The sequence below is a fragment of the Mesorhizobium sp. LSJC269B00 genome, assembly GCF_000502815.1.
Classification (GTDB): domain Bacteria; phylum Pseudomonadota; class Alphaproteobacteria; order Rhizobiales; family Rhizobiaceae; genus Mesorhizobium.
Genome location: NZ_AYVN01000003.1, coordinates 541,577 through 558,559 on the forward strand (window position 1 = coordinate 541,577; position 16,983 = coordinate 558,559).

A 16,983-nucleotide genomic window follows, 5' to 3' on the forward strand; every position below is an offset into this window, starting at 1 on the left:
GATTCCGGAGGATGCAGGCGATGACGATCGACAAGGCCAATGCGGCGCTGGGCACCGTCTATTCGGCCGACACGCCGGAAGGGCTGGCCAAGGCCTATGCGGACTGGGCCGCGACCTATGACGGCGAGACCGCTTCGCTCGGCTATCTGCTGCCGTTCCTGATCACCGCCTGGGTGGCGCGCCATGTGAAGGTGGGTGAAGGCCCGCTGCTCGACGCCGGCTGCGGCACCGGCCTGTCGGGCCCGTCATTGAAGGCGCTGGGTTATCACGACATTGCCGGGCTCGACCTCTCCGACGACATGCTGAAGATCGCCGGCAGCCGCAATGCCTATGGCGATCTGAAGCAGGCAATGCTCGGCGGGCCGCTGCCCTGGCCGGACGGGCATTTCCGCGCCTTCTTCTCGACTGGCGTGTTCACCATCAGCCATGCGCCGGCGTCCGGCCTGCACGAGCTTGTCCGCATCACCAGAAAAGGCGGCCACGCCATCTTCACCGTGCGCGACCAGGTGTTTGACAGCGGCGGCTTCCAGGACGTGTTCGATGAGTTGGAACGGGCCGGGAAATGGCGGCCGGTCGAGCAAAGCCCATGGTTCCGCTGCTATGCGATCGCCGAGCCGGATGCGTTGGTAAAGACTTTTGTGTTCGAGGTGCTTTGAGCGCCGCCCCTTCCCCTTCTCTTACAAGGGGAGAAGGGAAAACACGCCGCAATTGCCGAAAAGCCAAAACATTGGTATGAGCCACGCCATGGAAGAGCTTTTTGGCGATCCGGCCTATAAGGGTTTCGTGCTGCAGGACAGAAAACGCCTGCCGTCGCGTTTCTCTTCGCGCATTTCCGGCGCGCTCACCAGCCGACTTAGCTAAGCCGCTTTCGCTGGGCCGAAGGCTTAGGCGCGTCTGCCCCTCCCCTTTTTTGCAAATCGACGGATTTACGCACATGAGCGCACCGCGCACCCTCTACGACAAGATATTCGACGACCACGTCGTCGACCGCCAGGACGATGGCACCTGCCTGCTCTACATCGATCGCCATCTCGTTCACGAAGTGACCAGCCCGCAGGCCTTCGAAGGCCTGCGCATGACCGGCAGAAAAGTCCGGCATCCGGAAAAGACGCTGGCCGTGGTCGATCACAATGTCTCGACCTCGCCCGAGCGCAAGTTCGGCATCAAGAACGAGGAAAGCCGCATCCAGGTCGAGGCCTTGGCCAAGAACGCTAGGGATTTCGGCGTCGAATATTACTCCGAAAACGATATCCGCCAGGGCATCGTCCACATCATCGGGCCGGAGCAGGGCTTCACGCTGCCCGGCATGACCATCGTCTGCGGCGACAGCCACACCTCGACGCATGGCGCCTTCGGCGCATTGGCACATGGCATCGGCACCTCCGAGGTCGAGCATGTGCTGGCGACCCAGACGCTGATCCAGCGCAAGGCCAAGAACATGCTGGTGCGTGTCGATGGCCAGTTACCGGAAGGCGTCACCGCCAAGGACATCATCCTGGCCATCATCGGCGAGATCGGCACTGCCGGCGGCACCGGCTATGTCATCGAATATGCCGGCGAGGCGATCCGCGCGCTGTCGATGGAAGGCCGCATGACGATCTGCAACATGTCGATCGAGGGCGGCGCGCGCGCCGGCCTGATCGCGGCCGACGAAACCACCTTCGCCTATGTCAAAGACAAGCCGCGCGCGCCGAAGGGCGCGTCGTGGGACGCCGCGCTCGAATACTGGAAGACGCTGCAGTCCGACGAGGGCGCGCATTTCGACAAGGTGATCGTGCTCGACGCGGCCAAGCTGCCGCCGATCGTCTCCTGGGGTTCCTCGCCCGAGGACGTCGTTTCGGTGCAGGGCGTCGTTCCCGATCCGGAAGAGATCACGGACGAGAACAAGCGGACGTCAAAGATCCGCGCGCTCGACTATATGGGCCTGACGCCGGGCACCAAGATCACCGACATTTCGCTCGACCGCGTCTTCATCGGCTCCTGCACCAATGGCCGCATCGAGGATCTGCGTGCGGTGGCCAAGGTGGTCGAAGGCAAGACGGTGAGTGCGCATGTCGATGCGATGATCGTGCCGGGCTCCGGTCTGGTCAAAGAACAGGCGGAGGCCGAGGGTCTCGACAAGATCTTCATTGCCGCCGGTTTCGACTGGCGCGAGCCGGGCTGCTCGATGTGCCTGGCCATGAACGACGACCGGCTGAAGCCGCATGAGCGCTGCGCCTCGACCTCGAACCGCAATTTCGAAGGCCGGCAGGGCTTCAAGGGCCGCACCCATCTGGTGTCGCCGGCCATGGCGGCGGCGGCGGCGATCGCCGGCCATTTCGTCGACATCCGCGACTGGAAATAGCGCAGACTGGTTCAAGCCTGATCTGAGCGTATGCAAAACCCCGAACGGCAAAACCGTTCGGGGTTTTGTTTAAAGCGCGCCGCTCTAAGACCCTTGGGGTATATGCCCTAGCCGGCACGCCGGATGATTTCATGAAATTCCTCCCGGCTGCCGGGTTCGTCGGCCGCGACCACCAGCGCCAGTTCGCGCTCGTCGAAGATCTTGAACCACTCGTCCCATTCGACCAGCTCGTAGCCGCCTGCGTTGACCGGGCGTTCAGGTTGATCCTGGTCCTGATAGGCGTGCTGGCCGAAGACGAGCCTCAGCAACGGCTGCGTTCCGGTTTCGGGCGATACATCGACGATCGCCGGAAATCCGGCGCGCCCTGCGGCCCATGAGCGAATTGCTTCGTGGTCGGTCAGCGTGATCGTGTCGGCCATGAATAACTTCTCCTTGATTGCTGTCACGAAACGCCTGCCTCAGGTCCCGGTTCCGTGCAGCAGCTTCATCAGTGGCGACTTGCATATTCGTCCCGGCTTAACCGCTTGTTGGGGCTTGCGCTCTAAGGTCTTCCCTGACGTCAAGCGGGGAAGTCACCGTCCTTTGGACACCGGCCTGTTCATAGCGCTGCTCAATCCGACGATCGCGCTGGCGCTCGGCGCGGCGTTCCTCGTGCTGTGGTTCTACCAGCGCCACCGGCCCTATCTGGCTGTGCTCGGCACGAGCTATTGCGTGTCCGCGCCCGGCTTCCTGCTACAGTATTTCACGCTGCCCGGCGGCATGGTGCTGACCAAGCTGGTCTCCAACCTCTGCTTCACGCTCGCCGCCTGCTGCCTCGTCGGTGCGATCATCTCGCGCTACGGCAGGCGCGTGCCCTATATCGCGATCGGCATTCTGGCGGGTGGCGGGATGGTCGCATTCTCCTGGTTCCTGTTCGTCCAGCCGGACCTAACTTGGCGCATCCTGTCGATCAATTTCGGCTTTGGTGGCCTCAGCCTGCTGGTCGCCGCCGAGCTGCGCGCCGTGCGCAAGAACGGCCCGACGGAAAAAATCCTGTTCGTATTGTCGCTGCTGTCCGGGCTGAACTTCATCGGCCGCACGCTGCTCGTCGTCATCTCGCACGGGCCGTTCACCAGCTATGACGGGTTTTATGGCTCGTCCTACTGGACGACGGCGCTTTTGACGCACGCGCTGCTGTCGTTGCTGATCGCGCTCTGCCTGTTCTCGGCAGCAGCGCTCGACGTGATGAAGGCGCTGAAGACCGAGACGCACACCGATCCGCTGTCTGGCCTGCTCAACCGCAGGGGTTTCGAGGAGCGCGCCTTGCTGGTGCTGCAGCATTGCGCTGTTACCAAGGTGCCGGTCGCGCTGGTGCTGGCCGATCTCGATCACTTCAAGGCGCTCAACGACAAATACGGACATGCCGCGGGCGACCAGGTGATCGCCGACTTCGCCGCCAAGCTTCGCGCGGCCGCCGGCACGCGTGCGGTTGCCGGCCGCATCGGCGGCGAGGAGTTCGCCGTGCTTCTGTCGCTGAGCGATCTTGCCACGGCGCGGCTGTTTGCCGAAGCCGTGCGCACGCACTATTCGGCCGGCAGTGTCGACGGGTTGCCGCCGGGCACCAGGGTGACCGCGAGCTTCGGCGTCGCGGCGCGCACCGGCGACGAAGGGCTGGAGCCGCTGATGCGGCGCGCCGACGAAGCGCTCTACAAGGCCAAGAAGAACGGCCGCGACAGCGTGCGATTGTCCTATGAGCGGGCGGAAACGGTGTTCATCCCGGATACAGGCAGCGCCGGTTAGCGTCTCGCTTAAACGGCCTCTCGGCCGTGCCGGATCATCAGCGGCAAGGGCTGAGGTTGGGCATTTCGCCGTCGGAGAGGCCGTACATATAGGAGCGGCCCTTCACGAACACCGGCGGCTGATAGCAGCCACGCCTGGAGATGTGATCCGCCTCGTCTTCATAAAGGACTTCCGGTTCCGCTTCCGGCTGCCCGGCGCTGGTGTAGTCGGACAATTTCTTGGCCAGCCTGCCTTGGCCGACAATGATGCGCTTGTAGCCGGCGGCGCTGTCGATGACGAGATTGCCCAGGGAATCGGCATAGACGCGGTCATGATGGCGCGACCAGGCCATTGCCGGGGCGGCGAAGCCGAGACTGGCTGTCGCCAGCACAAGCGCCGCAAGGCGCGCTCTTCCTGAATTCGAAAGCATGGTGTCCTCTCTGCTGTGGACCCGATCGAATCGGAAATTAACCTTTTCTTAACCTTTGTTAAGAGGGCAGGCGTATCCGGCGGCGATCTCTCGCCAAACATGGTTAATATCCGACGGGATGGAAAACCCGGGCGTCATCATTCGGCCATGCTTGCCCGCACCATCGGCCGCGACGCACACAACTACGCTGACGTTGGGTGAGCTTGATCTTGGTGGAACACCGCGGCTAGTTAGCCGCGCAGGAGGACAGCATATGGCGTTACGCCGGACGTTTCGGGTGACGCTGTTGTCGATCCCCTTGCTGACTGCCGCAGCCTGCGTGCCGCAGAACGGCGCGCCGACGGCGGTGAATACCGTACCACCCACTGTCGCGCCCGCGCCGGCTCAGCAGTCCGCCGCACCTGTGGCGCCCCCGGCTTCCGCAACGGCTCCGACAGCACCTGCCGCACCTTCAGCCAAGATCGTCACCGATCTTACCGCGCCGCGGTCTGCTGTCGGCACGGCAACTTACAGATGCGGCAATGGCGGCATGATCACCATCCAGAACCTCGGCACGGCGTTGCGCGTTGTCAGGCCCGATGGCACGACCGAGGAGTTTGCCGCATCACCCGCCAACCAGTCCAGCCGCTACCAGGAAGCCGCGTCGCATGACGCAATCGTGATCGACGCGCGCGAGGCGCTGGTGATGAAGAGGGGCTCGACACCACAGACCTGCAAACGATAGCCTGGCGTCGATTGCAAAGGAAATGCCGCACTGCAGCGAACGGTGCGCCCGCTTTCGACGGTGGCCAAATCGATTGAAGCGAAACAGCAGCCTTTTGTCAGACTAAATGACGTTTTCAAAACGATTTTCCGGCTTTGACGCGGTGCAAAAAGAGCATTAGAAACCGGCTGTCTGAAGTCATATATCGAGGCGGTAAGTGCCGCTTTCCACCGCGGCTCCGGACATCGAACTGGGGCAGCCATGAGCAAATCACCAGCCACCCGAACCGCCAGACGTGAACGGCCGCTCTCGCCGCACCTGACGATTTACCGCCCACCGATCACCATGACGATGTCGATCATTCATCGCATCACCGGCGGGGCGCTGTATTTCGGCACGCTGCTGGTCGCCGCGTGGCTGATGGCGGCGGCGAGTTCGCAAGGCGCTTTCGATTGGATCAACTGGGCCTTCGGCACCTGGCTCGGCCGGCTCATCCTGTTCGGCTACACCTGGGCGCTGATGCACCACATGCTGGGCGGCGTGCGCCATCTCGTCTGGGACACCGGCGCCGGGCTGGAGAAACACACGGCATCGAAGATCGCCTGGGCGACGCTCGCCGGTTCCATCCTGCTCACGCTGCTGATCTGGGTCGCCGGTTACATGGCGCGGGGAACCTTGTGATGAGCGGCACGAACAACAACGATATGCGCACGCCGCTGGCCAAGGTCCGCGGTCTGGGCTCGGCCCGCGAAGGCACCGGGCATTTCTGGCGACAGCGGCTGACGGCCATTGCCAACATCCCCCTGATACTGTTCTTCGTCGGGTTCCTGATCGCGCTCAATGGCGCCGGCTTCGCCGAGGTGCGGGCGGCGCTCGCCAGTCCGTTCGTGGCGCTGGTGTTGGCGCTGGTGCTCGTTTCCGGTCTCACCCATATGCGTGTCGGCATGCAGGTCATTATCGAGGATTACGTGCATGCCGAAGGCATGAAGCTGGCGCTGATCGCACTCAGCACGTTTTTCACCATAGCGGTCGGCGTCGCCTCGATCTTCGCCCTGCTCAAACTGGCATTCGGAGGCTGATTTGGCCAAGGACGCGAAATCGGCCACCGGCTATACCTTTGTCGACCACAAGTTCGACGTGGTGGTCGTCGGCGCCGGCGGCGCCGGCCTGCGCGCCACGCTCGGCATGGCCGAGCAGGGCCTGCGCACGGCCTGCATCACCAAAGTGTTCCCGACCCGCTCGCACACGGTGGCGGCACAAGGCGGCATTGCCGCGTCGCTGTCCAACATGGGTCCGGACTCCTGGCAGTGGCACATGTACGACACCGTCAAGGGTTCGGACTGGCTGGGCGACGTCGACGCCATGGAATATCTGGTGCGCGAGGCACCGGCGGCGGTCTACGAGCTCGAGCATTACGGCGTGCCGTTCTCGCGCACCGAAGAGGGCAAGATCTACCAGCGGCCGTTCGGCGGACACATGATGAATTATGGCGACGGCCCGCCGGTGCAGCGCACCTGTGCTGCCGCCGACCGCACCGGTCACGCCATCCTGCACACGCTCTACGGCCAGTCGCTGAAGAACAATGCACAGTTCTTCATCGAGTATTTTGCGCTCGACCTGATCATGGAACCGGACGGCACCTGCACCGGCGTCGTCGCCTGGAACCTCGACGACGGCACCATCCATCGCTTCTCCGCCAAGATGGTGGTGCTGGCGACCGGCGGATATGGCCGCGCCTATTTCTCGGCGACGTCGGCGCACACCTGTACAGGCGACGGCGGCGGCATGGCGGCACGGGCCGGCTTCCCGTTGCAGGATATGGAGTTCGTGCAGTTTCATCCGACAGGCATATACGGCGCCGGCTGCCTGATCACCGAAGGCGCGCGCGGCGAGGGCGGCTATCTCGTCAATTCCGAGGGCGAGCGCTTCATGGAACGCTACGCGCCGTCGGCCAAGGACCTGGCCTCGCGCGACGTCGTCTCGCGTTGCATGACGCTGGAGATCCGCGAAGGCCGCGGGGTCGGCAAGAACAAGGACCATATTTTCCTGCATCTCGACCATCTCGATCCGGCCGTGCTGCATGAGCGGCTGCCGGGCATTTCGGAATCGGCCAGGATTTTCGCCGGCGTCGACCTGACCAAGGAGCCGATCCCCGTGCTGCCGACGGTGCACTACAATATGGGCGGCGTGCCGACCAATTACTGGGGCGAGGTGCTGAACCCGACTGTCGAGAATCCTGACCGGGTGTCACCCGGGCTGATGGCGGTCGGCGAGGCCGGCTGTGCCTCCGTGCACGGCGCCAACCGGCTGGGCTCGAACTCGCTGATCGATCTGGTGGTGTTCGGCCGCGCCGCCGCAATCCGCGCCGGCCAGGTCATCGACCGCAATTCGGCGATCCCTTCGCCCAACGAAGCCTCGGTCGAAAACATCATGGACCGCTTCGACCGGCTGCGCCACGCCAATGGCTCGACGCCAACCGCCGTTCTGCGTGAGAAAATGCAGAAGGCGATGCAGGAAGACGCCGCCGTGTTCCGCACACAGGAGTCGCTCGAAAACGGCTGCAAGCGCATTTCGCAGATATGGACCGAGCTCAAGGACCTGAAAGTCTCCGACCGCTCGATGATCTGGAATTCCGACCTGGTCGAGACGCTGGAGCTGGAAAATCTGATGGCCAACGCCATCACCACGGTCTACGGCGCCGAGGCGCGCAAGGAGAGCCGCGGCGCGCATGCGCGCGAAGATTTTTCGGCCCGAGACGACATTATCTGGCGCAAGCATACGCTGGCCCGGCTAAGCGAGGACGGCCAGGTGAGCCTCAGCTATCGTCCCGTGCACACCGAGCCGCTGGTGGCGGAAAAGGACGGCGGCATCAGTCTTGCCAAGATCGCGCCGAAGGCCAGGGTATACTGACCATGGTGCCGAAGCCCGTCATCCGAAAGGATCTGAGGTAATGGTCGAACTCACGCTTCCCAAGAACTCCAAGGTGCAGCCGGGCAAGACCTGGCCGAAGCCGGAGGGCGCCACCAACCTGCGGGAATACCGCATCTACCGCTGGTCGCCCGACGATGACGAGAACCCGCGCATCGACACCTATTTCGTCGACATGGACGATTGCGGGCCGATGGTGCTCGATGCGCTGCTCTGGATCAAGAACAAGATCGACCCGACGCTGGCGTTGCGCCGCTCCTGCCGCGAAGGCATTTGCGGCTCCTGCGCCATGAACATCGATGGCTCCAACACGCTGGCCTGCACCAAGGGCTGCGACGACATTTCCGGCGCCGTCAAAGTCTACCCGCTGCCGCATATGCAGGTGGTCAAGGATCTGGTGCCCGACCTCACCAATTTCTACGCCCAGCACGCCTCGATCCAGCCATGGCTGAAGACAGTGTCGCCAGAGCCAGCCAAGGAATGGCTGCAGAGCCATGAGGACCGCGAAAAGCTCGACGGGCTCTACGAGTGCATCCTATGCGCCTGCTGCTCGACCTCGTGCCCGAGCTATTGGTGGAACGGCGACCGCTATCTCGGCCCGGCGACGCTGCTGCAGGCCTATCGCTGGCTGATCGACAGCCGCGACGAAGCCACGGGCGAACGGCTCGACGATCTCGAAGACCCGTTCCGGCTCTACCGCTGCCACACCATCATGAACTGCGCCCAGACCTGCCCGAAGGGGCTCAACCCGGCCAAGGCGATTGCCGAGATCAAGAAGATGATGGTGGAGCGGCGGGTTTAGTTGAGGCGAGTTCGCTCGCGGCAATCTCGGACGCGGCGATTCCTTCGCGCCCCCCTCTGTCCTGCCGGACATCTCCCCCACGGGTGGGGAGATTGGCCGTCATCGCGGCTTTCGCCAATCTCCAAGGTTGAAGGATGGCGCGCTGTCGGCGAAGCTGCCGATCTCCCCCCGCGTGGGGAGATATCCGGTAGGACAGAGAGGGGGGCGCTGTCTCGCCGGCGCTAGAAAGGATACTCAACCCAATGAGCGAAGAGCTTCCAATCCTTAATCCGGTCGAAGCCCGTGTGCTCGGCTGCCTGATCGAGAAGAAGGAGCTGACGCCGGATGTCTATCCGCTGACGCTGAATGCAGCACTTGCAGCCGCCAACCAGAAGACGGCGCGCGAGCCTGTGATGGCGCTCGAGCCGACAGAGGTGCATCGGACGCTGAAGCTGCTCGAGCAGAAGGGGCTGGTGCGTCAGATGTTCGGCTCGCGCGTCGAGCGCTATGAGCATCAGATGGCGCAGCGCTTCTCGCTGACGAGGCCGCAGACTGCGGTGATCGGCCTGCTTTTGCTGCGCCGGGCGCAGACGGCGCATGAGTTGCTGGCGCGAGCTGAGCGCATGGCGCGGTTTTCGTCGATCGAAGACCTGCGCGCTGAACTCGACATGCTGATCGGCCGCCGACCGCCGCTGATCCAGGAAATACCGCGCGGGCCAGGCCAGCGCGAGGACCGCTACGTGCATCTGCTCGCAGGACCGGTGGACGTCGCGGCGTTATCGGTGCAGCGGAGCGCGCCGGCCTTGCCTGCTTCCGACCTGGAAGCGAGATTGGAGGCTCTGGAGCAGGAAGTCGCAGCCCTTCGCGCCCGGCTTGATGCGCTGGGCGCTTAATAGTTATCCGAGACGTTGGTGGGACAGCACCCCCCTCTGGCCTGCCGGCCATCTCCCCCTCAAGTGGGGAGATCAGATGTCACGCCGGCCTTCGCCAATCACGAACGTCGAAAGAAAGTGCCAGCTACCGGGCTTCCAATCTCCCCGGGAGATGCCCGGCAGGGCAGAGGGGGGCGCGAAGGATCGCTACCCCGGGCAAAATCGGCGGATCACCCCAGTTTCGCGTCGAGCGACACTTTGATGGCGCCGAGTGCCTTCGAAACCGGGCACTCCGCCTTGGCCTTCTCGGCCAGTTCCTTGAACTTCGCCACATCAATGCCCGGCACCTTGCCGATCAGGGTGATGGCGCTGCCGGTGATGCCGGTGCCGGGCACCAGCGTCACCACCGCCTTGGCGTCGAGCTCGGTGGCGGGCGTGCCGTTCTCGGCCAGGAAATGCGACAGCTGCATGGCGTAGCAGCCGGCGTGTGCCGCCGCGATCAACTCTTCGGGATTGGTGCCGGATTTGCCGCTCTCGTCCTCGAAGCGAGCCTTGAACGAATAGGGCGTGCCCTTCAAGGTGCCGCTCTGGCTGTCGAGCGTGCCCGTGCCCTCCTTCAGATTGCCTTTCCAGACGGCGTTTGCGGTGCGGTCCATAAGATTCTCCTTGATTACAGCGACAGCGCCGGCCACGCGGCGTTCCCTCCAACTATAGCGCGGCGGCAGGGGAAGACCACCGCGCTGTTTCGGCCGGATGCGACGCCGGCGTGCCCTGCAAATTTTCTGGAAAAAATGTGCGTGCAAAAATGTCGACTTGCATCGGCGCCGGCCGTCCTGCGAGCGTCCACGGATTCTCGTGGCGGATGGAGATCCAAGATGAACAATCTGTTTTCTGCCCATTGGAACGACGCCGACAAAAGCGCGCGTCTACACGAGATCGACTGCTCGCGACCTTCCGGCTTCGGCCGGCTGCTTGCTGCGGTCGCTGTGATCGGCATTGCGGTCTGCGTGCTCGACCACGCTGCTGCCGGCAGGGATGCCGCCGGCGCCGTGATCGCATATGCTTCGTCACAGCAAGGGAGCTGGAAATGAAATATGTCTGTCTGGTCTACGGCGAGGAAAAGGACCTCCATGCCATGACGCCGGAGCGTCTGGCCAAGCTCGACGCCGATTCGATGGCCTATGACCGGTCATTGGACCAGCAAGGCAAGCTGATCATCGCGCAGGCGCTGCAATCGGTGAAGACGTCGAAGACGGTGCGGCGGCGCCAGGGCAAGCGGCTGATCACGGACGGTCCGTTTGCCGAAACCAAGGAGCAATTGCTCGGTTTCGTCATGATCGAGGCCGACGGTCTCGAACAGGCGCTGGCGATCGCAGGCGAGATTCCGCTGGCCGAAATCGGCACGATCGAGGTCAGGGCGATCTACGACGTGCCGGGGTCGTAAGGCAGCAGCGGCGACGTCATGCAGGCCGGCGGATCATATCCGCCGCCTTCTCGGCGATCATCACCACTGGCGAGGCGGTGTTGCCGGAGACGATGCGCGGCATGATCGAGGCGTCGACGACGCGCAGGCCCTCGACACCGGTCACGCGCAGGTCCGGGCTGACGACGGCGCGGTCGTCGACACCCATCCTACAGGTGCCGACCGGGTGGAAGATGGTCGTCGCGATCGAGCCGATCTGGTGCAGCAGGTCCTCGTCCGACTGGTGGGCGAGACCAGGCAGGATTTCTTCCGGATGGAAGCCGGCAAGAGCCTTGGCGGTCATGATACCGCGCGCCTGGCGCACCGAACGCAGCGCGATCTCGCGGTCGCGCACCGTCGAGAGATAGTTCAGCCGGATTTCCGGCTGCACGGCCAGCTCGCGGGTTGTGGCGTGCACCGAGCCGACGCTCTCGGGCCGCAGATTGCAGACCGACATGGTGATTGCCGGGAACGGGTGCAGCGGGTCGCCCAGCCGGTCGGTAGACAAGGGCTGGACGTGGTACTCCAGGTCCGGCGTCGCCATCGACGGACCGGATTTCGAGAACATGCCGAACTGGCTCGGCGCCATCGACATCGGTCCCGAGCGGCCAAAGGCATATTGCAGCGCGATCTTCGCCTTGCCGCTCAGGCTGTTGGCAAGCGTGTTGAGTGTCAGCGCCGCCGACACTTTATAGACGGTACGGATCTGCAGATGGTCCTGAAGGTTCTCGCCGACGTTGGGGCTGGCGTGAACCACATCGATGCCGAGCGCGGCGAGGCGATCCGGCTCGCCGACCCCGGAAAGCTCGAGCAGTTTCGGCGTGTTGATCGAGCCGGCGGTCAGCAGCACCTCGCTCCTGGCCTTTGCCTCTATGGCTTGGCCGCCGGCGCGGTAGCGGACGCCGATAGCACGCTTGCCCTCGAACAGCACTGTCTCGACATGCGCGTTGACGACCAGCCGAAGGTTGGGCCGTCGCAGCGCCGGGCGCAAGAATGCCTTGGCTGTGTTCCAGCGCACGCCCTTGCTCTGGTTGACTTCGAAGAAGCCGGACCCCTCATTGTCGCCGTCGTTAAAATCCTCGCGCGGCATGATGCCGAATTCCTTGGCCGCCTCCTGCACGGTGTTCAGGATCGGCCAGGACAGGCGTTGCCGCGCCACTTTCCATTCGCCGCCGGAGCCATGCAGCTTAGTCTTGCCGCCATGATGGTCCTCGGATTTGAGGAAATAGGGCAGCACATCGTCCCAGCCCCAGCCGACATTGCCCATCTGCCGCCAGCCATCGTAGTCCGCCGCCTGGCCGCGCATGTAGATCATGCCGTTGACCGAGGTGCAGCCGCCCAGCACCTTGCCGCGGGGATAGACCAGCGAGCGGCCGTTCAGGCCGGCTTCGGGGGCAGTCTTCATCATCCAGTCGGTGCGCGGATTGCCGATGCAATAGAGATAGCCGACCGGGATATGCACCCAGTGATAATTGTCGCTGCCGCCGGCCTCGAGCAGCAGCACGCGCGTCGCCGGGTTTTCGCTCAGCCGATTGGCCAGCACGCAGCCAGCGGTGCCTGCGCCGACGATGATGTAGTCGTAGTCGCCATCGAGCCGTTGGGTCATTGCGGTGGTTTACTCGGCGGTGTTCTACTCGGTTCTGCCGCCTGTTCGGCCCAGAACGATCGCAGCGTATCGGCAAGGCCGCAATAGGCGCGATAACGCCTGTTGTAATGGTCCTGCATGGCCGGATTCGGACAATAGGCGGCGCTTGACCGGGTCATGGCGTCGACGCCGGCCTCATAGTCGGCGAACAGGCCGGCCGCGACCCCGGCGCCGATTGCCGCGCCAAGCGCGCCGGTCTCGCGCGCTTCGGGGACGGTGATCGGCACGCCAAGCCCGTCGGCGAAGATCTGCGGCCAGTGCTCGCTGCGCGAACCGCCGCCGGACAGCACCGCTTTGTCGAAGCTGACACCGGCGTCCTTCAGGACATTGATGTGGCGCCGGTGCTCGAACATCACGCCCTCGAACAGCGCGCGCAGCATATGGCCTTCCCTATGCCAGCCGGCGAGGCCGTAGAAGCCGGCGCGGAACTCCGCCCCTTGTCCCGACCCGTAGAGAAACGGGTGGAACATCGGATCGTCCCAGGTTGGCGTCACCGCGCCGACAGCCGCGTTGCAGTGGCCGAACGGATCGTCATAATGGGCACCGCGCTCGACGAGTTCGCGTACATACCATTCCAGATTGGCGGCCGATGTAGCGCTGGATTCGATGTTGACGAAACGGCCGGGACCGAAGCGCGCCACCATGAAAACATCTGGGTCGGCAACCGGCGCGATGGAGAAGACCTGATTGACGGACCATGTGCCGGCGATAACAGAGGCTTCGCCGGGGCGCACGACGCCCGCCCCCATGGCGCTGGCGACGACGTCGAAATAGCCGGCGATGACCGGCGTGCCTTCCGCCAGTCCGGTCTCTTCAGCCGCTTGCGCGGCGACCGCGCCGGCGATGTCGGCGCTGTCGAGCAATCGAGGCAGTTTGGCCTGCGCATCCTCAATGCCGTAGAGCGCGAGAAGCTCGGCATCATAGACGCCTTCGGGCATGCGAACGAGGCCGCAACCGGACATGTCGGAGACATCGCTGACCCGCTCGCCCGTCAGGCGGTAGGCGATGAAATCCTTGCACAGCATCGCCGTGCCGGTTGCGGCATAAAGGTCGGGCGCATGCTGCTTGACCCAGGCCAGCAAGGTCGGCGTCTGCGCCGGCCACGGCTTTTGCAGGCAGATCGCATGCAGCGCTTCGGCATTGCGCGAGGCCAGCGTCGACGCCATGCCGGCGGCGCGGGTGTCGAGCGACTGGATGCCGATCAGCGGTTCGCCGGCACGGTCGACCAGATAAAGGCCGTTGCCATGGCCGGCGCAACCGATGGCGGCGATTCCGCGGGCATCGATGCCGGCCTGCGCGATGCAGGCGCGGATAGCGTCGCGCGCATCGGCCCACATGCCGCCGAGGTCGCGCTCGACATAGCCGGGTTGCGGCGTCTGCGAACGGCCGGCGACCGCATGCATGGCGAGCTGCCGCCCGGCATAATCGAACAGCACCGCCTTGATGATGGTGTTGCCGGCGTCGAGGCCGAGCAGATAGGCGGCTTGATCAGCCATTGTTGTAGATGTCCCAAGCCTCTTCGCCGCCGGCGTCGTTGTGGATCATCGCCATCAACGCACTCACTACCGCCTTCGGATTGGCATGCTGATAGATGTTGCGGCCATAGACCAGCCCCTTGGCGCCTTGTCTGAGCAGGGCTGACGATTTTGCCAGCACCGTCTTGAGATCGTCCTTGCCGCCGCCACGCACCAGCACCGGCACGCGTGCCGCCTCGACGACGCGGTGGAAATCTTCCGCGTGCTCGGTGGGGTCGGCCTTGATGATGTCGGCGCCCATTTCGGCGGCGAGCCGCACCAGCGTCACGATCTTTTCCGCATCGCCGTCGACCTGATAGCCGCCTCTGATATCGTTGGGCAGCATAACCAGCGGCTCGATCATCAAGGGCATGCCGTATCGCTGGCAGGCGGCGCGGACCTTGGCGATGTTTTCGACGCATTGGCGAAACAGTTCCGGCTCGTCGGGCAGCATGAACAGATTGACGACGACGCAGGCCGCATCCATCTCCAGCGCGCCGATGATCGGCTCGTCATAATTCTGCAGCATCGACCACATCACCCGGTGGCGCTGGGCATTGTAGGGGTTGCCCATGTCGATGCGCATGACCAGCGCCGGCTTGTCCTTGTCTTTCCGCGACTGCAAGAGGTCGGCCTGGCCATAGGTCAGCTGCAACGCGTCGGGCCCTGCCGCGATCAGTGTGTCGATGACCTTCGCCATGTCCTCCAGGCCAACGAGAAACCCCGGTTCATTGCAGACGCCGTGATCGAGCGCCACGTCGAGGCAATTGCCGTTGGTGAACATCCGGTTCATCCGGGCCTTGGTGCTGACTTTCATGTTCTGCTCCTGGGATCGTGCGTTGGTCGAGCATCTCTTGCGAGACGCCGTGATAGGTGTCGAGTTCGGCGATGAGACTTTTTATCTCCTCGTCGCGGTGCGGATCGCTCCAGCCGCGCTCGGCGGCCAGCGCATCGGCGATCCCTTCGATTGATACCATCGAGATGTCGCCGGCAATGGCAAGCGACGTGCGGCGCAAGACAACATCCGAGAGGCAGGTCACGAACTCATGCCGGGCGAGATAGACGATCTCGGCCGCCGTGGTCTCGGTCCTGTCATCGAGCCTGATATCGTCGGGACGCCCGAGGCAGAACAGGATGATGGCGCGCGCGCGGTTGCCGTAGCGATCGGCGAGATAGGCGGCGCGGTTGGCGCTGATCGCGAACTCACCCGCCAGCTCGGCCGCCAACGATGCCGGGGCCGTGGGGAATCCAAGGCCGCCGCCGATCGGTAGCGCCAGCGTGCCGCGGATGCGCTCGCGGCCAAGCTCGGCCAGCACGTCATCGGCCGCCTGTTCGGCGAAGGCGCGGAAGGTCGTCCACTTGCCGCCGATCATGCAGAATTGCGGGATGTCGCCGGCAATGCGGTGTACGGAATGGCCGCGCGATATTCGGCCAGTGAAGGCATGGTCGCTCTTCGGCAGTGGCCGGATGCCGCTATAGGTGAAGACGACGTCGGCGGCATGGACCGGAATGGACGGGAATACCAACCGCGCCGCCGCCAATATGTAGTCGGTCTCGGCCGGTTCGCAGCGCACGCGCCCGGCCTCGCTGACGCGGATGTCCGTCGAGCCGACCAGCACCTTGCCGAGATAGGGAAACATGATGCAGACGCGGCCGTCGGCATTCTCGAAGAAAATCATGTGGCCACTGAGCGCCTGGTACAGCGGCTCGTTGTCGAGGATGAGGTGCGAGCCCTTGGTGCCCTCGACCAGGGGCGCCGCGGGCTTTTCGGAGGCGTCGAGCCGGGCGATCGCCGAATCCAGCCATGCGCCGGTCGCATTGACGATCGCCTTGGCGGTCACGGTGAAGCCTTCACCACCCACCGTATCGGTGAGCTCGAAGGAGGAGCCCGCGCGCGCGATCTCGGCGCGATTGAGCGCGAGGCTGTCGGGCGCCAGGCGTGCGGTATCGAGCAGCAATTCGATGCCGAGCCGTTCGGGGTAGCTGATCCAGGCGTCGTAATAGGTAGCGGAAAAGCGCAGTTTGGGATCGAGCGCCGGCCATTGCGCGAAGGTCGCCCTGGCGCCACGGAAACTGTGGCGCGGCAGCACCCGGCGCTTGCGCGTCGTCCAGTCGTAGAGCGCGAGGCCTGCCTTGATCGCCAGCGCGCCGCGGCTGGAAGGCGTTTCCGAAAAGCCGAGAAAGCCTGCCGCGCCGTTCATCAGCCCGGAGAAGACGGATCGGATCGGAATTGTCGTCGGCAGCGGCCGCACCATATGCGGCGCATTGGCCAGCAGCGCGTCGCGTTCGCGCAGCGATTCCTGCACCAGGCCGAACTCGCCATTCTCGAGATAGCGCAGGCCGCCATGGATCATGCGCGAGGGTGCCGCACTGCAGCCCGAACAGAAATCGTTGCGTTCGACCAGCAGAACTCGGAGACCCTGCAGCGCCAGTTCGCGGAAAACGCCGATGCCGTTTATGCCGCCGCCCATGACGACGACATCGAACGCGCCGTTGCGGCGGATCGTGTCGAGGATGACGGTTCTCTGATCAGCCATGGCTTTGCC

The 16,983-nt window shown here is 64.1% G+C and carries 18 protein-coding genes; 11 read left to right on the forward strand and 7 right to left on the reverse strand.

Features of this window, described 5'->3' with window-relative positions:
- Positions 1 to 20 precede the first annotated feature (20 nt).
- Positions 21 to 656 carry a class I SAM-dependent methyltransferase gene (locus X771_RS154215; RefSeq protein WP_023687706.1) on the forward strand — a complete coding sequence of 212 codons (636 nt, stop codon included), beginning with the start codon at positions 21 to 23 and terminating at the stop codon, positions 654 to 656.
- Positions 657 to 934: 278 nt separating this feature from the next.
- Positions 935 to 2,344, forward strand: coding sequence for a 3-isopropylmalate dehydratase large subunit (gene leuC, locus X771_RS154210; RefSeq protein WP_023687707.1), 1,410 nt, complete (start codon positions 935 to 937; stop codon positions 2,342 to 2,344).
- 107 nt (positions 2,345 to 2,451) lie between these two features.
- Here leuC and X771_RS154205 read toward each other — a convergent pair whose 3' ends face one another.
- Positions 2,452 to 2,763 (reverse strand): hypothetical protein, encoded by a 312-nt coding sequence (locus tag X771_RS154205; RefSeq protein ID WP_023670517.1) that lies wholly within the window; start codon positions 2,761 to 2,763, stop codon positions 2,452 to 2,454.
- A 163-nt stretch (positions 2,764 to 2,926) separates the two neighbouring features.
- On the opposite strand from X771_RS154205, the gene X771_RS154200 reads away from it, so the two are divergent.
- Positions 2,927 to 4,123 carry a GGDEF domain-containing protein gene (locus X771_RS154200; protein ID WP_023687708.1) on the forward strand — a complete coding sequence of 399 codons (1,197 nt, stop codon included), beginning with the start codon at positions 2,927 to 2,929 and terminating at the stop codon, positions 4,121 to 4,123.
- A 37-nt stretch (positions 4,124 to 4,160) separates the two neighbouring features.
- Here X771_RS154200 and X771_RS154195 read toward each other — a convergent pair whose 3' ends face one another.
- A complete protein-coding gene (locus X771_RS154195) occupies positions 4,161 to 4,532 on the reverse strand; it encodes a hypothetical protein (RefSeq protein WP_023687709.1) in 372 nt (123 codons plus the stop codon).
- A gap of 253 nt (positions 4,533 to 4,785) precedes the next feature.
- Between X771_RS154195 and X771_RS154190 the strand changes: the two genes are divergently transcribed.
- The 6 genes from X771_RS154190 (at position 4,786) to X771_RS154165 (ending at position 9,837) form a co-directional block, all read left to right on the forward strand.
- Positions 4,786 to 5,256: a hypothetical protein gene (locus X771_RS154190; protein ID WP_023687710.1), complete on the forward strand. Its 471-nt coding sequence runs from the start codon at positions 4,786 to 4,788 to the stop codon at positions 5,254 to 5,256.
- A gap of 240 nt (positions 5,257 to 5,496) precedes the next feature.
- A complete protein-coding gene (gene sdhC / locus X771_RS154185; RefSeq protein ID WP_023683884.1) occupies positions 5,497 to 5,916 on the forward strand; it encodes a succinate dehydrogenase, cytochrome b556 subunit in 420 nt (139 codons plus the stop codon).
- The gene (gene sdhD / locus X771_RS154180; RefSeq protein WP_023683885.1) at positions 5,916 to 6,314 is read left to right on the forward strand and encodes a succinate dehydrogenase, hydrophobic membrane anchor protein; all 399 of its coding nucleotides are present in this window, start codon (positions 5,916 to 5,918) and stop codon (positions 6,312 to 6,314) included. Before sdhC ends, sdhD begins: the two co-directional genes overlap by 1 nt.
- Position 6,315: 1 nt before the next feature.
- Positions 6,316 to 8,145, forward strand: a complete 1,830-nt coding sequence (gene sdhA, locus X771_RS154175; RefSeq protein ID WP_023687711.1) for a succinate dehydrogenase flavoprotein subunit — start codon at positions 6,316 to 6,318, stop codon at positions 8,143 to 8,145.
- Positions 8,146 to 8,185: 40 nt separating this feature from the next.
- On the forward strand, positions 8,186 to 8,965 hold the full coding sequence (locus X771_RS154170) for a succinate dehydrogenase iron-sulfur subunit (protein WP_023670510.1): 780 nt from the start codon (positions 8,186 to 8,188) through the stop codon (positions 8,963 to 8,965).
- Between the two features lie 242 nt (positions 8,966 to 9,207).
- Positions 9,208 to 9,837, forward strand: coding sequence for a DUF480 domain-containing protein (locus X771_RS154165; RefSeq protein ID WP_023687712.1), 630 nt, complete (start codon positions 9,208 to 9,210; stop codon positions 9,835 to 9,837).
- A gap of 209 nt (positions 9,838 to 10,046) precedes the next feature.
- Here X771_RS154165 and X771_RS154160 read toward each other — a convergent pair whose 3' ends face one another.
- Positions 10,047 to 10,472: an OsmC family protein gene (locus X771_RS154160; RefSeq protein ID WP_023687713.1), complete on the reverse strand. Its 426-nt coding sequence runs from the start codon at positions 10,470 to 10,472 to the stop codon at positions 10,047 to 10,049.
- A gap of 219 nt (positions 10,473 to 10,691) precedes the next feature.
- On the opposite strand from X771_RS154160, the gene X771_RS154155 reads away from it, so the two are divergent.
- Together X771_RS154155 and X771_RS154150 are read left to right on the forward strand one after the other, a co-directional pair.
- Complete coding sequence (locus X771_RS154155) at positions 10,692 to 10,907, forward strand: hypothetical protein (RefSeq protein ID WP_023687714.1); 216 nt, start codon at positions 10,692 to 10,694, stop codon at positions 10,905 to 10,907.
- Complete coding sequence (locus X771_RS154150) at positions 10,904 to 11,260, forward strand: YciI family protein (RefSeq protein ID WP_023687715.1); 357 nt, start codon at positions 10,904 to 10,906, stop codon at positions 11,258 to 11,260. Before X771_RS154155 ends, X771_RS154150 begins: the two co-directional genes overlap by 4 nt.
- Before the next feature lie 16 nt (positions 11,261 to 11,276).
- Here X771_RS154150 and X771_RS154145 read toward each other — a convergent pair whose 3' ends face one another.
- The 4 genes from X771_RS154145 to X771_RS154130 are packed head-to-tail and all read right to left on the reverse strand — an operon-like array spanning position 11,277 to position 16,974.
- The gene (locus X771_RS154145) at positions 11,277 to 12,884 is read right to left on the reverse strand and encodes a GMC family oxidoreductase N-terminal domain-containing protein (protein ID WP_023687716.1); all 1,608 of its coding nucleotides are present in this window, start codon (positions 12,882 to 12,884) and stop codon (positions 11,277 to 11,279) included.
- Positions 12,881 to 14,419, reverse strand: coding sequence for an FGGY-family carbohydrate kinase (locus X771_RS154140; protein ID WP_023687717.1), 1,539 nt, complete (start codon positions 14,417 to 14,419; stop codon positions 12,881 to 12,883). Before X771_RS154140 ends, X771_RS154145 begins: the two co-directional genes overlap by 4 nt.
- Complete coding sequence (locus tag X771_RS154135; RefSeq protein ID WP_023687718.1) at positions 14,412 to 15,254, reverse strand: class I fructose-bisphosphate aldolase; 843 nt, start codon at positions 15,252 to 15,254, stop codon at positions 14,412 to 14,414. Before X771_RS154135 ends, X771_RS154140 begins: the two co-directional genes overlap by 8 nt.
- Positions 15,166 to 16,974 carry a glycerol-3-phosphate dehydrogenase/oxidase gene (locus X771_RS154130; RefSeq protein WP_023687719.1) on the reverse strand — a complete coding sequence of 603 codons (1,809 nt, stop codon included), beginning with the start codon at positions 16,972 to 16,974 and terminating at the stop codon, positions 15,166 to 15,168. Before X771_RS154130 ends, X771_RS154135 begins: the two co-directional genes overlap by 89 nt.
- Between the last annotated feature and the right edge of the window lie 9 nt (positions 16,975 to 16,983).

Excerpts from the sequence above, each read along its gene's own strand:
- X771_RS154215 (WP_023687706.1), top strand. The coding sequence starts at position 21 with ATGACGATCGACAAGGCCAATGCGGCGCTGGGCACCGTCTATTCGGCC.
- leuC (WP_023687707.1), top strand. The coding sequence starts at position 935 with ATGAGCGCACCGCGCACCCTCTACGACAAGATATTCGACGACCACGTC.
- X771_RS154205 (WP_023670517.1), bottom strand. The coding sequence starts at position 2,763 with ATGGCCGACACGATCACGCTGACCGACCACGAAGCAATTCGCTCATGG.
- X771_RS154195 (WP_023687709.1), bottom strand. The coding sequence starts at position 4,532 with ATGCTTTCGAATTCAGGAAGAGCGCGCCTTGCGGCGCTTGTGCTGGCG.
- X771_RS154190 (WP_023687710.1), top strand. The coding sequence starts at position 4,786 with ATGGCGTTACGCCGGACGTTTCGGGTGACGCTGTTGTCGATCCCCTTG.
- sdhC (WP_023683884.1), top strand. The coding sequence starts at position 5,497 with ATGAGCAAATCACCAGCCACCCGAACCGCCAGACGTGAACGGCCGCTC.
- sdhD (WP_023683885.1), top strand. The coding sequence starts at position 5,916 with ATGAGCGGCACGAACAACAACGATATGCGCACGCCGCTGGCCAAGGTC.
- X771_RS154170 (WP_023670510.1), top strand. The coding sequence starts at position 8,186 with ATGGTCGAACTCACGCTTCCCAAGAACTCCAAGGTGCAGCCGGGCAAG.
- X771_RS154165 (WP_023687712.1), top strand. The coding sequence starts at position 9,208 with ATGAGCGAAGAGCTTCCAATCCTTAATCCGGTCGAAGCCCGTGTGCTC.
- X771_RS154160 (WP_023687713.1), bottom strand. The coding sequence starts at position 10,472 with ATGGACCGCACCGCAAACGCCGTCTGGAAAGGCAATCTGAAGGAGGGC.
- X771_RS154155 (WP_023687714.1), top strand. The coding sequence starts at position 10,692 with ATGAACAATCTGTTTTCTGCCCATTGGAACGACGCCGACAAAAGCGCG.
- X771_RS154150 (WP_023687715.1), top strand. The coding sequence starts at position 10,904 with ATGAAATATGTCTGTCTGGTCTACGGCGAGGAAAAGGACCTCCATGCC.
- X771_RS154145 (WP_023687716.1), bottom strand. The coding sequence starts at position 12,884 with ATGACCCAACGGCTCGATGGCGACTACGACTACATCATCGTCGGCGCA.
- X771_RS154140 (WP_023687717.1), bottom strand. The coding sequence starts at position 14,419 with ATGGCTGATCAAGCCGCCTATCTGCTCGGCCTCGACGCCGGCAACACC.
- X771_RS154135 (WP_023687718.1), bottom strand. The coding sequence starts at position 15,254 with ATGAAAGTCAGCACCAAGGCCCGGATGAACCGGATGTTCACCAACGGC.
- X771_RS154130 (WP_023687719.1), bottom strand. The coding sequence starts at position 16,974 with ATGGCTGATCAGAGAACCGTCATCCTCGACACGATCCGCCGCAACGGC.